The sequence below is a fragment of the Streptomyces sp. NPDC107575 genome (assembly GCF_055657265.1).
The window spans coordinates 78,741-97,532 of sequence record NZ_JBVKBG010000012.1 but is presented as its reverse complement, the minus strand read 5'-3'; the positions used below and the strand labels follow the sequence as shown (position 1 = coordinate 97,532).

The window sequence follows — 18,792 nt, the reverse complement described above, 5'->3', positions numbered from 1 at the left end:
GTGACGCTGTCCGGTCCCGCTGGCGAGCGGGCGTCCGACGGCGTGGAGTTGGTGGCCCGGCACTCCAACCCCTGTCCCTTTACGGCTCGTTGGCACCCCCATACGCTCCCGTTCCATGTCCATCATCCAATGGAGACCCGTGGCGCTGGCCGCCGCGGGCGCCCTCCTCGCCGCCTGCGCCCTGAGTGCCACGCCCACGCCCGCGTCCGCCGCCGGCGCGACCGCGGACGCGACCGTCGTGCCGATCCAGCAGACCGGGCCCGCCGAGAAGCGCTTCAACATGGTGGTGCTCGGCGACGGTTACACGGCCGACGAGATGCCCGAGTTCCGTGCGGACGTCGAGCGGCACATGAACGTGCTCTGGTCGATCGAGCCGTTCGCCTCGTACCGCTCGTACATCAACGTCTGGGCCGTCGAGGCACCGTCCGCGGAGTCGGGCGTCGACTGCGATCCGGGCCTCGACGCGCCCCGCCGGGACACCCGCCTCGGCATGGGCTTCTGGGGCGGCTGCAGCGCGGACAGCGTGCAGCGGCTGCTGACCGTCGACAGCGCGGCCGCCACCGAGCAGGCCGACCTGGTGGCGGGCACCACCACGGGCAACCGGCAGATCGTGGCGCTCGGCAACAGCGACACCTACGGCGGCGCGGGCGGCACGTACGCGACCGCGTCGGGCGGCAACGCCCTGTCCTCGCTGATCACGCCGCACGAGATCGGCCACTCGCTCGGCAAGCTCCAGGACGAGTACGACTACTACGGCCGCGGCGAGCCCGGCGGTGCCTACGAGGGCGGCGAACCCGCCTCGGCCCACCACACCGTCCTCACCGCCGAGCAGCTGGCCGACCGCAAGAAGAAGTGGTGGCGCTGGCTCGGCGAGGAGAGCCTCTCGGGCGGCCGGATCGGCACGTACGAGGGCGGCATGTACAGCGCCAAGGGTGTCTGGCGGCCCAGCAGGCACTCGATGATGAAGACCCTCGGCTACGCCTTCGACCAGGTCGGCCGCGAGGTCATGGTCAAGGCGATCTCGGGCAAGGTGAACCTGATCCAGGACCACACCCCCGTCTCGGCCCCGGTGGGCGCGGACCGGACCGTCTTCGTCGACACCATGCACCCGGTCGGCGGTGAACTCGACACCGTGTGGCGGCTGGACGGGAGGTCGGTCGCCAACAGCGTCCGCAGCCTGGACCTCGAGAAGCTCGGCATCGGGCGTGGCAAGCACAAGCTGACCGCGACCGTCACCGATCCGACGCCGTTCGTCCGCGATCCCGAGATCCGGGGGTCCCAGGCGCTGACCCGCAGCGTCGAGTGGACCGTGGACGGGGCGCTCACCACCCAACCGGACGCGACCAAGGTCGAGTTCACCCACCACACCGCGACCGACACCCCGGTCGGCGCGCGATCCGTGATCCACGCGGACACCACCCATCCGGCCACCGGAGTCCCGCGCGTGCGCTGGACCGTGGACGGCAAGCACGTCGCGAACCCGGGCAACGACCGCGACCTGAACCTCGGCGCACTCCGCGGCACACCCCGCACCGTCACGGCCCGCACCGGCGACTCCGTCCTGACGTGGACGGTCGACACGAAGCCCGCGGCCACCTCCTACGAGCTGTCCGCGCCGCTGCGGACCGTCAAGAAGCCCGGCCGGCCCACGCGTTTCGTGTACGACGGCCCGTTCACGATGAGGCTCACCGGGCGGGACGACCGGGAGGGCGCGGTCGTCAGTCAGTTCCGGGTGGACGGCGACGGCTGGTACACGTATTACGGCTGGCCGACGGACGCGGACGCGCCGTTCCGGTTCACGCCGCAGGGGACCGTCATCGACGACCTCGTGTACGGAAAGCTCGGGGACGCCAGGGCGGTGCCCTGGGACGACCCGACGCCGCGCTACGGCACGCACACGATCGAGTACCGGTCGATCGACGCGGCCGGGAACATCGCGGGGGCGAGGAAATTCGAGGTCACACTGGTCGAGAAGCAGGGCTGACCCGGTTCGCGCCCCCGCGCGCCGCACGGACCGCCACGGCGTCCGGGAACGCGGGTTGCGAGGCCCGATGCCGCCCGCGTTACGGATGGAACCGCCACCGGCCTTCCGAAACGACGTCCACCTTGCCGTCCCTGACGCGGACGGCCGTCTCGTCGTCGATGAAGTAGATGGGGAAGTCGGCGCGCGCGGCGATGCGTTCGGCCCAGGCGTCGTCCCGTTCGGGGAAGTCCGGTGAGTTCAGGTGGGGCTTGAGGTACCAGTCGAAGAGGCCGAACGGCGGCTCCAGGGTCGTCGCGCCGAGGGCGTGGAGGTCCGCGGTGTCCCCGATGACGTCGGCGGAGGGGCCGGTGAGATGGCGGCTGAAGATCATTGATCCGGCGCTGAACCCCACGTAGACCCGGCTCTCCAGCGCCTCCAGGAAGCCGTCGGTCAGGCCGTTGCCGGTGATGCTGCGTGCGAGGTGGTAGTGGTTGCCGCCCGCGACGTAGATGACGTCGGCGTGGAGCAGCCGGTCGAGCACCATCTGCTGGGGGAGGCCGTTCAGCTCCAGGATGTCGAACTCCTGCCAGCCGAGGGCGTACAGCCGGTTGATGTCCGCGACGGACCACGCGTGGTCGCCGGACTCGGCGAGGGACGCGGTGGGAACGTACACGACGTTCGCCGATCCGAACGGCTTGCCCAGCATGTCCCGCAGCGCTTCTCGCTGCGTCTCGTTGCGCAGGCCGGCGGCTGTCAACAGAAGGTTCATCGGGCGAGCCAAGCACGGCTGGCGGGGCCCGCGCAATGCGGGTCTGCCGTCTCCCATGTCAGGTGTGCCGCCTACTCTTTGGGCTCAGCCATCTGGACACGGTGGCCGCGCACCCGCGATCAGAAAGGCCTCACAACCGTGGACCTGGACGAGATGTTCGGCGAGGGCTGGTGTGTGACGCTCGCCGCCCACCCGCTCGCCGAAACCCTCCGCCTCATGGGCGTCGACGCCCCCGTCGCCGGCCTCGGGAGTGTGGGCGAGGCCGCGGATGTCCTCCGGGAGCGCCAGGGCGAGGGCTGCTTCGTCCTCGGCCGCGACATGCCGGGCGGCTGGACGCTCGCCGTCGAGTTCGAGAGCGGGATCGGCTGCGATGACGAGGTCCTGCGCGCCCTCGCCGGCGGCGGCCGCATCGCCTTCAGTGCCTGTCGCGACCCCGATACGAGGACGGCCACCGTCGCCCACGACGGCGCCGTCCTCGGCGCCCTCGAGCTGTCCGGCGGCTGCTTCGACGGTCCCTCGGGCAGCGTGGACACCACGCACCCGGTCATCGGCGCCCTCACCGCGGCCGGTTTCGACGCCTCGGACGCCTGCGCACCGACCGGCGAGGCGGCGGACATCGACGAACCCGAAGGCGCTCTCGTCCTCGCTGTGCGTGTGCTGACCGGTCTCACGCTCACCGCAGCGGACTTCGAGGGCCCGTGGGCCGGGGGTGTGTCCAAGGCCGCCTCCTGATCAGAGGCGTGGTCATGCGCCGACGGGTCCAGAGGCTTTGGCAGCGCCAGGGAGCCTCTGGACCCCTCCGCGCGCCCAAGGGGGCGCTCCTCAAGGGCGGCGGTACGTCGGGGTGAATCAGCCGGCGGTCCAGACGGCCGGCTTGTCGCTGTAAGCGTCGCCCTCGTCGAATTCGGCGCCCGTGACGTCGCCGCTCCGCGACGCGGCGAGCGAGCAGGTCTCGAACGAGGCGCCCTTGCCGAACTCGGCGGGCGCGGACTCCTTGTCGCACTTGCCGGGGATGTCGCCGATCAGCGAGACGCCGGTGCCCTGGCCGCTGGCGAGAAGGCCCCTCAGCTGCACGTAGGCGCGCGAGAGGTCGGTGCCGCCCACGTTCTCCACCTTCATCTTGATGAAGTAGGGCGTCAGGCCCTTGGCCCGCGCGCCGAACTGGGACATGTCCGCCTCGGCGCCCTTGTCGATCGCCGTGACGGTGATGGCGAGGGTGCCCTTCTTCTTGGCGTACTCGAAGGGCAGGACCGCCTTGTCGCCGACCTTGAGCTTGCTGCCCGGCGCGGTGACGTCGCCCGCGGGCTGCGCGTCGCCGCCCTCACTCGTGTCGCCGTCGGCGCTGGGGCTCTGCGTGTCCGGCGCGGGCACCGTCGCCGTCGGCGACTCCTTCTCCTTCGCTCCGTCCTCGCTGTCGCCGCCGCAGGCCGTGAGTCCGAGGCCGAGCGTGGTGACCAGAGCGGCCGTCAGTGCGATACGCGCCTTGCGCATGTGTAAGACCCTCGCTATTTGGTGAACTGTCCGCCGAGACGGCGATGTCCGGCGCAGTTTGTCAGGCGAGTGTGGGCGTTTGGTGTGCAACAGGTCGCGTAGGTGTCTCAGTGCGCCCTTCTCGGGGGCCTTTGTGGACAGCTGTGCGAGGAGGGTGCCGCGCCGGACGCGATATTCGGTGTCCTGCCCGCCCCGTGCGGTCGCAAGATGGGGCCCATGACTCTGGCCACGCCGACGCTGCGCACCGCTCGCCTACGGCTGCGTCCCTTCACCGGCGCCGACGCGGAGCACCTCTTCGCGATGCACAGCAGTGCCCACGTGATGCGCTACTGGGACTCCCCGGCGTGGGACGAACCGGCCCGCGCCGAGCGCTTCATCGCGAAGTGCCGGGAGGTGGCGCAGGAGGGCACCGGGGCGCGGGTGGCCATCGACCGTGCATCCGACGGGGTGTTCGTCGGCTGGTGCGGGGTGAGCGCATGGAACTCGGTGTATCGCAGCGCGTCGTTGGGCTACTGCCTCGGCGAGGCGATGTGGGGGCGCGGCTACGCGACCGAGGCCGCGCACGCCCTGCTGCGGTGGGCGTTCGACACGCTGGATCTGAATCGGGTCCAGGCCGAGGCCGATACGCGCAACGCGGGGTCCGCTCGGGTGCTGGAGAAGGTCGGGTTCGTGCGTGAGGGGACGTTGCGGGAGGACTGCGTCGTGGACGGCGAGGTGTCCGACTCGTGGGTGTACGGGTTGCTCAGGCGGGAGTGGCAGCCGGAGCGGTTGAGCCCTTCGCCCTGACCGGACAGGACCGCGCGGCCTGTCAGGTCGAAAGGCCGCCGCCGCTGGGCGCATGGCTCAGATCCACCACGCAGAACAGGTTGCCGTCCGGGTCGGCGAGGACGACGAAGTCGGGCTCGGGCGGGTACAGGGGCCAGTCGACCCGCTGCGCCCCGAGCGACACCAGCCGCTCGACCTCCGCCTGCTGTTCCTCCCGGGTGTCCGTGAAGAGGTCCAGGTGGAGGCGAGGGCGAGGCTCCGCCGGTGAGGCGCTGTGCAGCAGGCCGAGCGCGCGGCCGGAGCCGTCGGCGTGGTTGAGCGTGCGCCACGTGTCGTTCTGCCACTCCTCGGTGGCGACGAGGTCCAACGCCTGCGTCCAGAAGGCCACGGCGCGGGGGATGTCCGTGACACCGATGACCAGGATTCCGAGCCTCAACATACGGCTGATCCTAGGGCGATGGCGCTGCCGCGCGTTCAACGCGGAGCGGCACCGGGAGTTTGCCGTGAGCCAAGGAGGTCAACCGATCTATTCGGACGGGTGAGCCGATGTACGCCACGAACGAAAGGAGCCCGGTATGACGAAGGCGCCTTCGGGTGGCGACGGCCAGGGCGGCCGGGTGGCGGGGCAGGACGCCGGACCCACACCGGACCCGCACCGGTGGAGGGCCCTGTGGGTCACCTTGGTGGCCGGATTCATGAGCCTGCTCGACGTGACGATCGTGGCGGTGGCCCTGCCCACCATCCAGCGCGACCTCGGCGCCTCACCGGCACAGGTGCAGTGGGTGGTCTCCGGCTATGCCCTCGCCTTCGCCCTGGCGCTGGTGACCGCCGGCCGCCTCGGCGACGCCCTGGACCGGCGCCGCATCTTCCTGCTCGCGCTCGGTGGCTTCGTCCTCTGCAGCGCCGCCTGCGGGGCCGCCCCCACCGTCGGTCTGCTGGTGGTGGCTCGCCTCGCGCAGGGCCTCGCCGCCGGGTTCATGGCCCCGCAGAACTCGGCGTTCATCCAGCAGTTGTTCCGCGGCGCCGAACGCGGACGCGCCTTCGGTCTCTTCGGCGCGACCGTCGGCATCTCCTCGGCCGTCGGCCCCCTCGCCGGCGGCGCGATCCTCGCCCTCGCCTCAGGACCGGACGGCTGGCGCTGGATCTTCTACGTGAATGTGCCCATCGGCGTCGTGGCCGTCCTGCTCGGCCTGCGACTGCTGCCGCGCGTCCGGCGCTCCGGCCGCGGTCATGTGGACGTGGTCGGCGTCGTGCTCCTCGGGCTCGGCGTACTCGCGCTGATGTACCCGTTGGTGCAGGCGGACGCGGGTGGCCTCGGCCGGCTGTGGTGGATGTTCCCGCTCGGTGCCGTGCTGCTGATCGCGTTCGCGATGTGGCAGCGCCGCTTGGTGGCTCGCGGCGTCGAGCCGCTGCTCGATCCACGTCTGTTCACGACCGTGCGCGGCTATGCCGTCGGCGCCGGGGTCGGCACCCTCTACTTCGTCGGGTTCAGCGGCGTGTGGCTGGTGTTCGCGCTGTTCTACCAGCACGGGCTCGGCTTTTCGCCGCTGCGCTCCGGGCTCGCCGTGACCCCGTTCGCCCTGGGCTCCGCGAGCGCGGCGGTGGTCGCGGGGCGTCTCGTGGACCGGTTCGGACGGCTGCTCACGGTCTGCGGTCTGACCTGCGTGATCGTCGGCCTCGGCGGCACCGCTCTGCTGCTGCGTTTCGCCCCGCTGGACGTCGCCCCCTGGGTGGCCGCGCCGGTCCTCTTCATCGGCGGGGCGGGCAGTGGCTTCGTGGTCTCACCGAACATCACGATGACGCTGCGCGATGTGCCGGTGCGGATGGCGGGCGCGGCGGGCGGCGCCCTGCAGACCGGGCAGCGGCTCGGTGCGGCGGTGGGAACGGCGGCCCTGCCCGGCCTGTTCTACCTGGTGCTCGCCGGGGGAGAGGACTATCGGGGCGCGCTGACCGTCGCACTGGGGGCCGCCCTGATCGGCATGATGGCATCGCTGGTGCTCGCCGCGTTCGACTGGCGACGTGACCGGTTCGCCCGCGGCTCCCCTCGCACATGCCCGCAGGAGCTGGAGAACGATCCGGTGCACTCCCGGCAGACCTGACGCGGCCGTACCGGGCCGGAGGCGGGTGCGTCATACGCCGCTGTGGGTCCTGCGCACACACTCCGCGACCACCTCCGGCAGGCTCTCCGTACGCCGGTAGGCCTCGCGTTGCCGGCAGGTGCCGTTGCCGTCGCGCAGCAGCCGGGAGACGAGAGTGCGGGCCTCCTCGAAGTCACCGGCGTCCTCCAGCGCCGGCCGCACATGGTCGAGGAGCGCGTCCGCGGCGGCGCGGGCCGGGACGGGCCGCATCAGCCGGGGGCTCACGAGCTGGGCGCCGAGGCCCGAGCGGCTTGCGCGCCAGGCCGCGAGGCGCAGCAGCGCCACGGGGTGCTCGGCGGCTGCCTCGCCGGACCGCCACGCGCGCGCCGCCGTCTCGACCAGGCCGCGTACCAGCATGGCGAGCAGGACGGTCGTGAACGGTTCGAGGCACACATCGGCGACGCGCACCTCGACGGTCGGATGGGCGGCCGACAACCGGGCGTCGAAATAGACCATCCCCTTGTCCCGTACGACACCGGTGGCGACCATGGCCTCGACCTGGCGGTGGTAGGCGGCGGCGTCCTCGAAGAGCTCCACCGGTCCCGCCGACGGCCACCGGCCCCACACCTGGCTGCGATAGCTCGCGTACCCGGAGTCCTTGCCCTGCCAGAACGGCGAGTTGGCGCTCAGCGCGACGAGCACGGACAGCCAGGGACGGATCCGGTTCAGCACGGCGACGCCCTCGTCGTCCGACTCGACGGACACGTGCACGTGGCAGCCGCAGGTGAGCTGCTCCTGCGTGGTCAGGCCGAACTCCTCCGCCAGCCACTGGTGACGTGCACCGCTGCCCACGGTGGGGCTCACCGGGAGCGGCGACGTGGCGAGCGCGGCGGCCGCGCAGCCCAGCCGCTCCGCGTGATCGGCGGCGGCCCTGCGCCAGTGGGCGATGTCCTCGGCGAGGTCCGGCATCGCCTTGTGCGGGTGCGTGGCGAACTCCAGCTGCTCGCGGTGGAGTTCCGCCTCGAAGGCCTCGTCGCCGCTGCGGGCGGCCACCGCCAGGACCGCGCTCGACATCGAGCGCGGTTCCCCGCTGTCGCGGTCGACGAGCAGCAGTTCCTCTTCCACTCCGACACTGCGCATGGGTCATGTTCCCTTTCGGTGCACCGGAGCCTCGCCTGAAATGTCGCGCAGGCGGTGGGCCCGTCCTCCCGCCGTGTGGCGGCCCGGCTAGCGCTTGAAGACGGTCTCGTCGACGCGGGTCTGCACGGTGCGGCCGCTCTCCCATGCGTTGGCGCCCGGCGCCACGTCCGGTGTGGGGATGTCCGCCCGGTTCCGCTGCTTGCGGGTGGTCGAGATGCCGAGCCGCTCGTCCCTGGCCCGGATCAGCTCCTGCGCGGCCTGGCCGTCCTCGGTGAAGCCCATCATCAGCTGCGGGATCCCGTAGGGGAAGTCGTCGCGGTCGTACTGCCAGGTGTGGAAGGTCTTGCCGTAGGTGGTCACGAGGTCCTCGAAGTAGGCGTGCTCCGCCATGTCGGGGATGCCGGGGGCGGTGAGGATGCCGGACTTCACCTCGTAGTGGTGGCTGTGCCACAAGCGTTTCTCGTCCTCGGGCAGACCGCGGAAGCGCTCCTCGCCGATGATGTACTCGATGCCGATCAGGCGGGCGTCGGGCGCGTTGCGGTCGAAGATCACGCACTGGTGCAGGTCGTGTTCGAGGTGGATGCAGAAGTGGGTGGCCTCCACCTGCCGGCCCATGTCGTCGGCGTACATGTGGAAGCCGTTGAGGTACGTGCTCATGGCGTCGATCGGGTACTTCGGCTGCATCGCCCCGGCCGCCAGGTCCAGCGCGCGGTGCTTGAGCGGATGCCCCTTGCCGATCTTGCTGATCGTCGCCGCCTTGCGGCCGGACACAACGCCGAGCGCGGCCGTCACACCGGCCGCGGCGCCGAGGCCGAAGGTCGTGACCGGCGCCCGGCCCCGGCGGTGCGTCCTGCTTCCCAGAGTGAATGACATGTGCGGCGAGTTCCCCGCGCCTGGCGGCGATAACGGGCAGATGGTGCGAACCTACGCAGGAGTCAAGGGACGCGTGAGCCGAGGGAGACACATGGAGGGGCCGATTCCTCACGATGGGCGCGGCGGCGAGTCCGCCGAGCAGCGGGCGGACCGGCAGTGGATGGACCTGGTGCAGGAGATGCGGGTGGCCCTCACGGGTGTGCAGATCCTCTTCGGGTTCCTGCTCACCGTGGTCTTCACCCCGCGCTTCCCGGACCTGTCCGACACCGACCGTGCGATCTACATCGTCACGGTCCTGCTCGGATCGGCCTCGACGGGCGCGCTCATCGGGCCCGTCGCGTTCCACCGGCTGGTCAGCGGACAGCGGATCAAACCGCAGGCGGTCCGCTGGGCCTCCCGACTCACCATGGTCGGCCTCGTCCTCCTCCTGTGCACGCTGACCTCGGCCCTGCTGCTCATCCTGCGGGTCGCGATGCATGACGCGCTCGCGCCGGCCCTCGTCGGGGGGATCCTCCTCTGGTACGTGCTGTGCTGGTTCCTGCTGCCCCTGTGGGCCCGGTCCCGCTACACGGAGAACGGGACGGACGACGCCGGCGCGCCGCCGGGCCACTGATCCCCTCAGATCGCGGTTCGCCGCGCCCGCAGACACCGCCGCATCTCCTCCGCGTACGGCAGCGCCACCCCGGCGCCGATGACCGCGGCCAGGGCGGCGAGGTAACCGGCGGACAGCGGGCGCTGCTTGGGGCGCAGCCGCCAGTCCTCGCGGCCCCGGCCGCCGCGCAGCGTCGCGTGCACCTCGTCGGAGTGCAGGCACGCGGTGAACGCCATCGCCGTCAGCGGGAGCACCTCGAGGAAGCTGTGGATGTGCTGCTCCACGGGGCGGACCTCCCGCTCGCCGGTGGCGAGGGTGACGTCCCACAGGGCGGTCGCCGAGTGGGCGAGCGCCGCGCCGCCCATGACCGTGAGGACCAGCGGGTTGACGCGGGCGAGCAGCCCCATGGTGACGGGGATGCCGGCCTCGGTCATCATCAGGGCGTGCACCGCGGACTCCTTGGCGCCGCTGGTCTCCTCGATCCGGGTCCTGCGGTGCATCGCCCAGTCGGCGACCGCGGGCACCACCCACAGCGGCAGCACCCCGTAGAGCAGGAACCGGCGGTTGGCGTCCTCCGTGTCCGTGGTGCGCAGCGGCACCGGCTGGTCGCGGCCGCGCCGCCAGTGCCGCCACGAGCGGGCGCGGGTGGGGGTGCGCGGTGTCATGGGCTCCTCCGGTCAGGCGGTCTGGTGTGCCCGCTGCCGTTGCGGGACCACGGTGTACTTGGGGTCTTCGGCGGACGCGACGCCGGCGGCGAACACCCCGAAGCGGGTGCAGGCCGACCCGCCCAGCAGCGCGAGACCCGACAGCGCGGCCACGGCCCGGTGGTGTCCCAGGAACGCACCCGTCAGGGCGCCGCAGGCCACCAGGGCGCGCGAGGCACGCAGCAGGCGGCCCGCCCGGCCCTCGCGCCAGGTCTCCGCGACGATGCCCAGGCGCTGTTCCGCGGCCCTCATGAGGTACGCGTCGGCGCCCGCCGCGAGGACCGCCGCGCAGCGCGCCGGGCCGTTCTCGCGCGCCGGCGCGGTCACCAGCGCCATCCCGGCGGCCGCTGCGGTGGCGGACGCCGTGAACAGATAGGGCAGTTCCCGGTGGACGCCGTGCCACGCCGGTACGGCCGTGTCGGCGGCCAGGACGCCGGTGTAGGCGGCGACCGCCGGGCCGAGCGCGGCCGCCGTGCAGGTCGCGGCGGTGTCGATGCGGGGGAGCCGGCCGGTGACGGCGCAGGCGGCCGCGACACCCGCGGCCGGACCGTACGCGCTCAGCAGCCACGAGCCGACGCTCATCGGGGACGTCGGCTTGATCACGCGCAGCATGTTGACGAACCGCGCGGGCCGCCCGAGGTCGTGCACCAGAGCCGCGGCCGACAGGGAGACCGCGGTGAGGGAGGACACCTTCAGCGCGGTCGCCATGCGCCCGCGGCCGGTCACATGCGCGCCGGCCGCGAGCACCGACCCGGCCCCGGCGAGCCCGCCGAGGAAGAAGTATCCGGCGATGTCGCGCGCCGCCCACGACGGGGCCTTGATGACCGGCTTGCCGTAGTAGGAGCCGAACTCGGCGTCGGGGACCATGAGTTGCTCGCCGCGCCGCCCGCGCCCACGTCCGCGACGGTCCTGGCGCCGATGTCGGCCGGAGTGGTTCGGGTCGGTGTCACTCATGTGCGCCTCCGTCCCGCCGCGGCGAACGAGAGCACGGCGCCACCGAGCAGCGTCAGTGCGGCGGCTCCCGCGTGCTTCCACATGGTGGGCAGGTCGCGGGTGGTGACGACCGGGTCGGGCGGGAGCCCGTAGACCTCGGGGCGGTCGAGCAGCAGGAAGAACGCGCCGTCGCCGCCCACGCCGTCGTCCGGGTCGTGGCCGTACAACTGCGCTTCCGGCACGCCCGCCTTGTGCAGCTCGTCGACGCGCAGCGCCGCCCGCTCCCGCAGTTCGTCGAGCGGCCCGAACTGGATGGACTCCGTCGGGCAGGCCTTGGCGCACGCGGGCTCCTGGCCCGCGCCGAGCCGGTCGTAGCACAGGGTGCACTTGAACACCCGCCCGTCGCTGGGGCGTTGCTCGATCACGCCGTACGGGCAGGCGGGCACGCAGTACCCGCAGCCGTTGCAGACGTCCTCCTGGACGACCACGGTGCCGAACTCGGTCCGGAACAGCGCGCCGGTCGGGCACACGTCGAGACACGCGGCGTGGGTGCAGTGCTTGCAGACGTCCGAGGACATCAGCCAGCGCATCTCCGGCGCCCCGTCGCCCGACGGCGCGGGCAGCTCGGGCAGCTCGGGCAGCGCCGGGGCGGCCGACTCCCCCTGAGCCAGCGGCAGTTCGGTCCGCCCCTCAGGTCGCGGCGGATCGGTCCCCGGCGGCTGAGACGGCTGCGGTGCCTGCGACGGCTCGCTCCTCGGCTGCTCGACGAAGGCGACATGGCGCCACGTCGAGGCCCCCAGCGCCTGCGTGTTGTCGTACGACATGCCGGTCAGGCTCAGGCCGTCCTCCGGGATGGCGTTCCACTCCTTGCAGGCCACTTCGCAGGCCTTGCAGCCGATGCACACGGATGTGTCGGTGAAGAAGCCGACCCGCTCCTCGCTCATGCGCGGTTCTCCGTTCCGGTGGTCTCGGTGATGCCCGCGCGGCGCCGGTACTCGGCGACGAGGCGGGGCAGGTCGGCGCCGCGCGGGCGGCGGCCCGGGCGGATGTCGGCGGTGAGGGCCTTGTCCTCCTGGATGTGCGCGTTCGGGTCGAGGGCGATGGCGACGAGCTCGTTGGCGGCGTCCCCGGTGGCCGTCCCGTTGGGGCCCCAGTGGAAGGGCAGCCCGATCTGGTGCAGCGTGCGCCCCTGCACGGTCAGGGACCGGATGCGGTCGGTGACCAGGACCCGCGCCTCGATGGCGTTGCGCGCGGTGATGACGGTCGCCCAGCCGCCGTGCTCCAGGCCGCGCTCGGCGGCGAGGCCGGGGGAGACCTCGCAGAACATCTCCGGCTGCAGCTCCGACAGATAGGAGGACCAACGGCTCATCCCGCCCGCGGTGAAGTGCTCGGTCAGGCGGTGGGTGGTGACGACGTACGGGTACACGTCCGCGCCCGGCTCGGTGCCGCTGGGGTGGTAGCGGTTGCCCTCGCGCGGCAGCAGCCGGCGGGCGGGCGAGCGCGGAGTGGCCGGGTACACGGCGTTGGGGAACGGCGAGTCCTGCGGCTCGTAGTGCGTGGGCAGCGGCCCGTCCTCCAGGCCCGCGGGTGCGTACAGCCAGCCCTTGCCGTCGGCCTGCATGACGAACGGGTCGTCGCCGCGCAGGGCGTCGGGTCCCGTGGCGTCCTCGGCGGGTACGTGTCCTGGGGCGCGGTCCGGGACGAAGTCGGGGTTGTCGTGGCCCGTCCAGCGGCCGGTGTCCGCGTCCCACCACACGTACGCCTTGCGCTCGCTCCACGGCGTGCCGTCCGGCGCGGCGGAGGCGCGGTTGTAGAGGATGCGCCGGTTGGCGGGCCAGGCCCAGGCCCACTCGGCGGCGACCCAGTCCTGCTCGGCCGCGGGCTTCTTGCGGGCGGCCTGGTTGACGCCGTCGGCGTACACACCGCAGTAGATCCAGCAGCCGCACCGGGTCGAGCCGTCGTCCTTCAGCTCGGTGTACGCGGACAGCGGAGCGCCGTCCGGGCCATGGCCGTTGACCTCCGCGAGGACGGCGTCGGCCACCGGCTCCTGGAGCGGCCCTTCCACCGGGTAGTCCCACGTCAGGTCGAGGACGGCGCGGTCCATCGGATCCGTGGAACCGGCCAGCTTCTCCTTGATGCGGCGCCCCAGGTGGTACATGAACCACAGGTCGCTGCGCGCGTCACCGGACGGCTCGACGGCCGCGTGATGCCACTGCACCCACCGGTTGGTGTTGGTGAACGAGCCCGACTTCTCGGTGTGCGCGGCCGCCGGGAAGAAGAACACCTCCGTGCCGATGTCCTCCGTGCGCAGCTCGCCGCTCTCGATCTCCGGGCCGTCCTGCCACCAGGTCGCGGACTCGATCAGCGAGAAGTCCCGCACGACGAGCCACTCCAGCTGCGCCATGCCGAGCCGCTGCAGCCGGGTGTTCGCCGAGCCGACCGCGGGGTTCTCGCCCATCAGGAAGTAGCCCTTGCAGGAGCCGTCGAGCTGGGCCATCACCGTCTCGTACGTGGAGTGGTCGCCGGTCAGGCGCGGCAGGTGGTCGAAGCAGAAGTCGTTGTCGGCCGTGGCCGCGTCGCCGTAGTAGGCCTTGAGCAGGCTGACGAAGTAGGACCGCATGTCCGCCCAGAAACCCTTGTCGGTGCGGGACGCGGTGACGAAGTCGTCGAGGTCCATGTGCTGGTGCGCGTGCGGCATCGGCAGATAGCCGGGCAGCAGGTTGAACAGGGTCGGGATGTCGCTCGACCCCTGGATCGAGGCGTGCCCGCGCAGCGCCTGGATGCCGCCGCCGGGCCGCCCGATGTTGCCGAGCAGCAGCTGGAGGATGCTCGCGCAGCGGATGTACTGCGCGCCCACCGAGTGCTGCGTCCAGCCGACCGCGTAGGCGAACGCACTGGTGCGCTCCCGGCCGGAGTTGGAGGTCAGCGCGTCGCAGACCCGGGCGAACGTCGCGGCAGGCACCCCGCACACCTCCTCGACCAGCTCCGGGGTGTAGCGGGCGAAGTGCCGCTTCAGCACCTGGTACACGCAGCGGGGGTGGGTCAGCGTCGGATCGGTGGGGGCGTGCGGGGTGCTCTGCGGGCCGCCGGAGCCGTGGGTCTCCGCGCCGCCGGAGGGGTGCACCCGGTCCTCGTACTGTTCGTCGACGTCGCCGATCGGCTGCTGGACCTGCTCGCCCTCGTAAGCCCAACTGTGCTGGTCGTAATGGCCCTTGGTCTCGTCGAGCCCGGAGAAGACGCCGTCGAGGTCCTCCGTGTCGCGGAAGTCCTCGCTCACCAGCGTGGCCGCGTTCGTGTAGTGCAGGACGTACTCGCGGAAGTCCTTCTCCTCGCTCAAAACGTGGTTGATGATGCCGCCCAGGAACGCGATGTCGGTGCCCGCGCGCAGCGGCACGTGCAGGTCGGCGACCGCGCTGGTGCGGGTGAAGCGCGGGTCCACATGGATGACCGTCGCGCCGCGCGCCTTGGCCTCCATCACCCACTGGAAGCCGACCGGGTGCGCCTCGGCGAAGTTCGAGCCCTGGATGACGATGCAGTCCGAGTGCTGCAGGTCCTGCATGAACGTCGTGGCGCCGCCGCGGCCGAACGAGGTGCCCAGACCGGCCACGGTGGAGCTGTGGCACACCCGCGCCTGGTTCTCCACCTGGACCACGCCGAGGCCGGTCAGCAGCTTCTTGATGAGGTAGTTCTCCTCGTTGTCGAGCGTCGCGCCGCCCAGCGAGGCGATGCCCATGGTGCGGGCGGTGCGCCGGCCGTCCCGCTCCCACTCCCAGGTCTCGCGGCGCGTCGCGATGACCCGCTCGGCGATCGTGTCCATCGCCGTGTCCAGGTCGATCGGCTCCCACTCGGTGGCGTACGGGCGGCGGCGCAGCACCTGGTGGCGGCGGGCGGGACCGGTCGTCAGCTGGAGGGTCGCCGAGCCCTTCGGGCACAGCCGGCCGCGGCTGACCGGGGAGTCGGGGTCGCCCTCGATCTGGACGACCTCGTCGTCCTTCACGTACACCTGCTGACCGCAGCCCACCGCGCAGTACGGACAGACGGACTGCGTCACCCGTTCGGCGGTGTCGGTGCGGGGGCGCAGCTGCCGGGTGCGGCCGGAGGTCACCGCGTCGCCGCGCCCGCTGCGGTCCTGCCCGGTCAGCTGCCGGTACACGGGCCATTTGCGCAGCTCGTCCATCGCGCCCATCAGGGGCTCCTTGAGGTCGATCGTGGCGCCAACCATTCTTGAACGGCCCCCCGCCCGGCGCCAACGCTCCGCCGCCCGCCACGTGAGTACCGCGCCGCACGCCGGTGAAACGCCGCTCAGCCGCCGAGGACGCCGGGCAGCGCCAGCGCGCCCAGGAGCGCCGTGCCCAGCACGAACCAGGCCACGTAGTCCCCGATGTGCCCCGAGTGCAGGCGGCGCAGCGGGGCCGTCCAGGCGTACGGCTCGGCCGGGGCGCCCCGGCGCAGCGACAGGGCTGCGCACCCCGCCGCGCACACCGTGGACAGCAGGCCGGTCACCACGGAGGCCGCGGTCCAGTGCGGGGCGAGGGCGGCCGGCGCGTCGAACGCCCGGCCGACGCCCTCGGCGAAGGCGGGGACGAGCCCGGCCGCGAGCGCCCCGGCGAGCAGCAGCGCGGGCACGGCCACCATCGGCAGCGGCACCCGCCGCAGCCGTTCGCGGGTCTCCGGCTCCTCGTCGCCGCCGCTCGTCGTCGCCGACCCGGCCCGCTTCGGGCGCGGCCCAACCCCCCAGAAGACCCGCGCGGCCACCCGCAGCACGGCGCCGCCGGTGACCGCGGACACGGCCAGGAACAGCACGGTGCCCGCGACGCCCGCCGCCTCCTCCGTCGTGCCCTTGCCCAGCGCCGTGCCGAACGGCGGCAGCCCCGCCAGGACGAGCGCCGCCACGGTGTAGAGCACGGCGACCGGGCGCAGCTCCCCGGCGCGTCCGTGCAGCTCGTGCTCGTCGACGCTGCCGTACCGGTCCAGGAGGACGCCGGTGCACGCGAACAGCGCCGCCTTGGCCCCCGCATGGCCCAGCACGTACAGCGCGACACCCGCCGTCGACTCCGGGCGCAGCAGGCCGATGCCGACGAGGAACAGGCCGGTGTGCGCGATGGTCGAGTAGGCGAGCAGCCGCTTGAGGTGGCGCTGCTGCCAGCACATCAGGGCGCCCAGGAGGGCGGTGAGCGCGCCGAGCAGGACGAGGCACCGGGTGATGTCCTGGGAGGGCAGCCCGCCGGGGCCGCCGAACACGCGCTCGTGCACGCGCCACACCCCGTACACCCCGAGCTCGACCATCACCCCGGACATCAGCATGCACACCGGCGTCGGCGCGACGGCATGCGCGTCGGGCAGCCAGAAGTGGAAGGGGACGGCGGCCGCCTTCACCAACAGGCCCGTCGCGACGAGGACGAAGGCGCCCAGGACCAGGGCGTCGGGCGGCCCGTCGGCATTGAGCGCAGCCCCGATCCGCGCCATGCCCAGCTCGCCGGTCCGCGCGTACAGCAGGGCGATGCCCATCAACGTCGCATACGCGCCAAGGGAGTTGACCAGCCCGAAGGTCAACGCGCCCTGGACGGCCTTCGGTTCCTCGACGCGGTGACCCGTCAGCGCGTAGGCGGCGACGCTCATCAGCTCGAAGAAGACGAACGCGTTGAACAGGTCCCCGGTCAGCACGAACCCGCACATGCCCGCCTGGAACAGCAGCACCAGCGCGGGGAACGAGGCCGCGGTGCCGTGCGGCACCTCGTCGAAGTACCGCCAGGAGTAGACGAGGACGGCGACGGTCAGCAGCGAGACGAGCGTGGCGAGCCCGGTGCCCGGCGCATCACCGCTCAGCACGATGCCCACGCTCCGGCCGCCCGCCGGCTCCCAGCCGCCCACCCACTCCACGGCGTCCGGCGCCGCGTGCCCGAGCAGGACGGCCGCCAGCACGGTCGTCGCGACGGCCACGGCGGCGGCGATCGCGTCGGCCGCGACGCACGGCAGCACCCGGCCCAGCGCGACGAGCAGCGCGGCGCCCAGCAGCGGCAGGACCACGACGAGAGGCAGCAGTTGGCTCATCCGCGCAGCTCGGACAGTTCGTCGGGGTCGGCGGTGCCGTGCCGCTTGGCCACCTGGATCACCAGGGCCAGCAACAGCGCCGTCACCGTCGCGCCCACGACGACGTCGGTCAGCGCCAGGGCCTGGACCACGGGGTCGACGAGCGGGCGGGTGCCGGGCTTCAGGTCGGAGTGCAGGGGAGCGGTGCCGCCCGAGCGGTATCCGACGGCGAGCAGCAGCACGTACGTCGCCGACTGACACACCGCCAGGCAGCCGACGGCGTGCACCAGATGCCGGCTGGTGGCCAGCCCGTAACAGCCCACCAGGAAGATCCAGCCGGACACCAGGTACGCGAGGACGCTCATGACGGGGCTCCCTGCTTCACCCCGCCGCCGCGCGAAGCGCCCGTGATCTCGACGGCCTGGTCCAGGAAGCGGCTCACCAGCACCACGACCGCGCAGGCCACTTCGATGCCGACCGCGAAGTTCAGCAGGGGCACGATGCCTCCGGAGGCGAGCGTGTTGAAGGTGCCGTACGGGAGGGTGTTGGCGAGGAACGACCCGCCGCCGATCAGCCCGGCCACCCCGACGAGCAGATACGCCGCCTCGCCCACCGCGTCCCCGATCTCGTACGGGGTGATGGGCCGGATCCGTTCCAGGGCCCGGTAGTCGGCGCCGATGTACAGAAGGTGGACCGAGGTGGCCACGACGACGCCGCCCTGGAAGCCGCCGCCGGGGCTGAGCTGCCCGCTGGAGACGACGTACAGGCCGACCACCAGGGCGATCGGCAGCAGGACCAGGGCGTACCGCTTGACCCAGGGATCGACGCGCGCGGCGCGGGGCGGGACGCGGTCCTCGTCGCGGGTCTGCCGGAGCAGGACGACGGTGCCGAGCACCGCGGTGAGCAGGATCGTCTCCTCGCCGAGGGTGTCGAAGGCCCGCTGGTCGAAGTTGACCGAGGCGACGACGTTCGCGGTGTGCCGGGCGAGCGCGGCCCCGGTGGCCCGCTCCCCGTAGGGATGCCATGTGTTCCCGAACTCCGGGAGCGCCAGGAACGCGGCGGTCAGCAGGGCGGCGAGTCCCAGGGTGCCGACGCCGAGCACCCACAGGCGGAACCGGACACTCATCGGCCGGCCTCCTTGCCGCTCGTCTTCTCGTCCGCTGCTCTGCCGTCCGTCGTCTGCTTGCGGCGGCGGACCTTGCGCACCGACAGCAGGATGAGCAGCGGGGTGAGGACCGAGCCCACGGCGAGCTGGGACAGCGCCACGTCGGGCGCCTGCAGGACGGTGAACAGCGCGGCGAGCAACAGGCCGAGGACGGCGAGGACCAGGGCCTGCCGGGCGGGATCACGCACCACGACGGCCGCGGTGGCCGCCGCGGCGACCAGCAGCAAAGACACGGCGATCAGCACCTCGTCGTTCAACGACGCCTCACTCCCGGCTCGTCACTGTTGAC

General features: G+C 72.3%; 18 protein-coding genes. 5 read left to right on the top strand and 13 right to left on the bottom strand.

Translation table 11 applies throughout. From position 1 onward, the window contains the following. Positions 1 to 115: 115 nt before the first annotated feature. The gene (locus ACZ7L4_RS40745; protein ID WP_472110121.1) at positions 116 to 1,984 is read left to right on the top strand and encodes a M64 family metallopeptidase; all 1,869 of its coding nucleotides are present in this window, start codon (positions 116 to 118) and stop codon (positions 1,982 to 1,984) included. 79 nt (positions 1,985 to 2,063) lie between these two features. Here the strand turns inward: ACZ7L4_RS40745 and ACZ7L4_RS40740 are convergent, their stop codons facing one another. Beyond that, a complete protein-coding gene (locus tag ACZ7L4_RS40740; RefSeq protein WP_472110120.1) occupies positions 2,064 to 2,732 on the bottom strand; it encodes a Type 1 glutamine amidotransferase-like domain-containing protein in 669 nt (222 codons plus the stop codon). A gap of 138 nt (positions 2,733 to 2,870) precedes the next feature. On the opposite strand from ACZ7L4_RS40740, the gene ACZ7L4_RS40735 reads away from it, so the two are divergent. After that, complete coding sequence (locus ACZ7L4_RS40735) at positions 2,871 to 3,464, top strand: DUF6461 domain-containing protein (RefSeq protein ID WP_472110119.1); 594 nt, start codon at positions 2,871 to 2,873, stop codon at positions 3,462 to 3,464. Positions 3,465 to 3,581: 117 nt separating this feature from the next. Here ACZ7L4_RS40735 and ACZ7L4_RS40730 read toward each other — a convergent pair whose 3' ends face one another. Next, positions 3,582 to 4,223, bottom strand: coding sequence for a hypothetical protein (locus ACZ7L4_RS40730; protein ID WP_472110118.1), 642 nt, complete (start codon positions 4,221 to 4,223; stop codon positions 3,582 to 3,584). Between the two features lie 216 nt (positions 4,224 to 4,439). Between ACZ7L4_RS40730 and ACZ7L4_RS40725 the strand changes: the two genes are divergently transcribed. After that, positions 4,440 to 5,009 carry a GNAT family N-acetyltransferase gene (locus ACZ7L4_RS40725; protein WP_472110117.1) on the top strand — a complete coding sequence of 190 codons (570 nt, stop codon included), beginning with the start codon at positions 4,440 to 4,442 and terminating at the stop codon, positions 5,007 to 5,009. A 22-nt stretch (positions 5,010 to 5,031) separates the two neighbouring features. On the opposite strand, the gene ACZ7L4_RS40720 is transcribed toward ACZ7L4_RS40725, so the two are convergent. Continuing rightward, on the bottom strand, positions 5,032 to 5,427 hold the full coding sequence (locus tag ACZ7L4_RS40720; RefSeq protein WP_472110116.1) for a VOC family protein: 396 nt from the start codon (positions 5,425 to 5,427) through the stop codon (positions 5,032 to 5,034). A gap of 136 nt (positions 5,428 to 5,563) precedes the next feature. Between ACZ7L4_RS40720 and ACZ7L4_RS40715 the strand changes: the two genes are divergently transcribed. After that, the gene (locus ACZ7L4_RS40715; protein ID WP_472110115.1) at positions 5,564 to 7,087 is read left to right on the top strand and encodes an MFS transporter; all 1,524 of its coding nucleotides are present in this window, start codon (positions 5,564 to 5,566) and stop codon (positions 7,085 to 7,087) included. Positions 7,088 to 7,117: 30 nt separating this feature from the next. On the opposite strand, the gene ACZ7L4_RS40710 is transcribed toward ACZ7L4_RS40715, so the two are convergent. After that, complete coding sequence (locus ACZ7L4_RS40710; protein ID WP_472110114.1) at positions 7,118 to 8,206, bottom strand: glutamate--cysteine ligase 2; 1,089 nt, start codon at positions 8,204 to 8,206, stop codon at positions 7,118 to 7,120. 87 nt (positions 8,207 to 8,293) lie between these two features. Next, entirely contained in the window at positions 8,294 to 9,079 is a 786-nt protein-coding gene (locus ACZ7L4_RS40705) for an OBAP family protein (protein ID WP_472110113.1), read from the bottom strand. Positions 9,080 to 9,170: 91 nt separating this feature from the next. Between ACZ7L4_RS40705 and ACZ7L4_RS40700 the strand changes: the two genes are divergently transcribed. Next, positions 9,171 to 9,692 (top strand): DUF6328 family protein, encoded by a 522-nt coding sequence (locus ACZ7L4_RS40700; RefSeq protein ID WP_472110264.1) that lies wholly within the window; start codon positions 9,171 to 9,173, stop codon positions 9,690 to 9,692. Positions 9,693 to 9,697: 5 nt separating this feature from the next. On the opposite strand, the gene ACZ7L4_RS40695 is transcribed toward ACZ7L4_RS40700, so the two are convergent. From ACZ7L4_RS40695 to ACZ7L4_RS40660, 8 genes are all read right to left on the bottom strand, one after another. Next, complete coding sequence (locus ACZ7L4_RS40695) at positions 9,698 to 10,336, bottom strand: diguanylate cyclase (RefSeq protein ID WP_472110112.1); 639 nt, start codon at positions 10,334 to 10,336, stop codon at positions 9,698 to 9,700. Positions 10,337 to 10,348: 12 nt separating this feature from the next. Next, on the bottom strand, positions 10,349 to 11,242 hold the full coding sequence (nrfD, locus tag ACZ7L4_RS40690) for an NrfD/PsrC family molybdoenzyme membrane anchor subunit (RefSeq protein ID WP_472110263.1): 894 nt from the start codon (positions 11,240 to 11,242) through the stop codon (positions 10,349 to 10,351). A gap of 83 nt (positions 11,243 to 11,325) precedes the next feature. Further along, positions 11,326 to 12,252 carry a 4Fe-4S dicluster domain-containing protein gene (locus ACZ7L4_RS40685; RefSeq protein ID WP_472110111.1) on the bottom strand — a complete coding sequence of 309 codons (927 nt, stop codon included), beginning with the start codon at positions 12,250 to 12,252 and terminating at the stop codon, positions 11,326 to 11,328. Next, on the bottom strand, positions 12,249 to 15,494 hold the full coding sequence (fdh, locus tag ACZ7L4_RS40680; protein ID WP_472110262.1) for a formate dehydrogenase: 3,246 nt from the start codon (positions 15,492 to 15,494) through the stop codon (positions 12,249 to 12,251). The genes ACZ7L4_RS40685 and fdh overlap by 4 nt, the downstream gene beginning before the upstream one ends. 116 nt (positions 15,495 to 15,610) lie before the next feature. After that, positions 15,611 to 17,359, bottom strand: coding sequence for a complex I subunit 5 family protein (locus ACZ7L4_RS40675; protein WP_472110110.1), 1,749 nt, complete (start codon positions 17,357 to 17,359; stop codon positions 15,611 to 15,613). Further along, entirely contained in the window at positions 17,356 to 17,703 is a 348-nt protein-coding gene (locus ACZ7L4_RS40670) for a sodium:proton antiporter (protein WP_472110109.1), read from the bottom strand. The genes ACZ7L4_RS40675 and ACZ7L4_RS40670 overlap by 4 nt, the downstream gene beginning before the upstream one ends. Beyond that, positions 17,700 to 18,464, bottom strand: a complete 765-nt coding sequence (locus ACZ7L4_RS40665; RefSeq protein WP_472110108.1) for an MnhB domain-containing protein — start codon at positions 18,462 to 18,464, stop codon at positions 17,700 to 17,702. Before ACZ7L4_RS40665 ends, ACZ7L4_RS40670 begins: the two co-directional genes overlap by 4 nt. Then, complete coding sequence (locus ACZ7L4_RS40660) at positions 18,461 to 18,760, bottom strand: Na(+)/H(+) antiporter subunit B (RefSeq protein ID WP_472110107.1); 300 nt, start codon at positions 18,758 to 18,760, stop codon at positions 18,461 to 18,463. The genes ACZ7L4_RS40665 and ACZ7L4_RS40660 overlap by 4 nt, the downstream gene beginning before the upstream one ends. Positions 18,761 to 18,792: the final 32 nt, after the last annotated feature.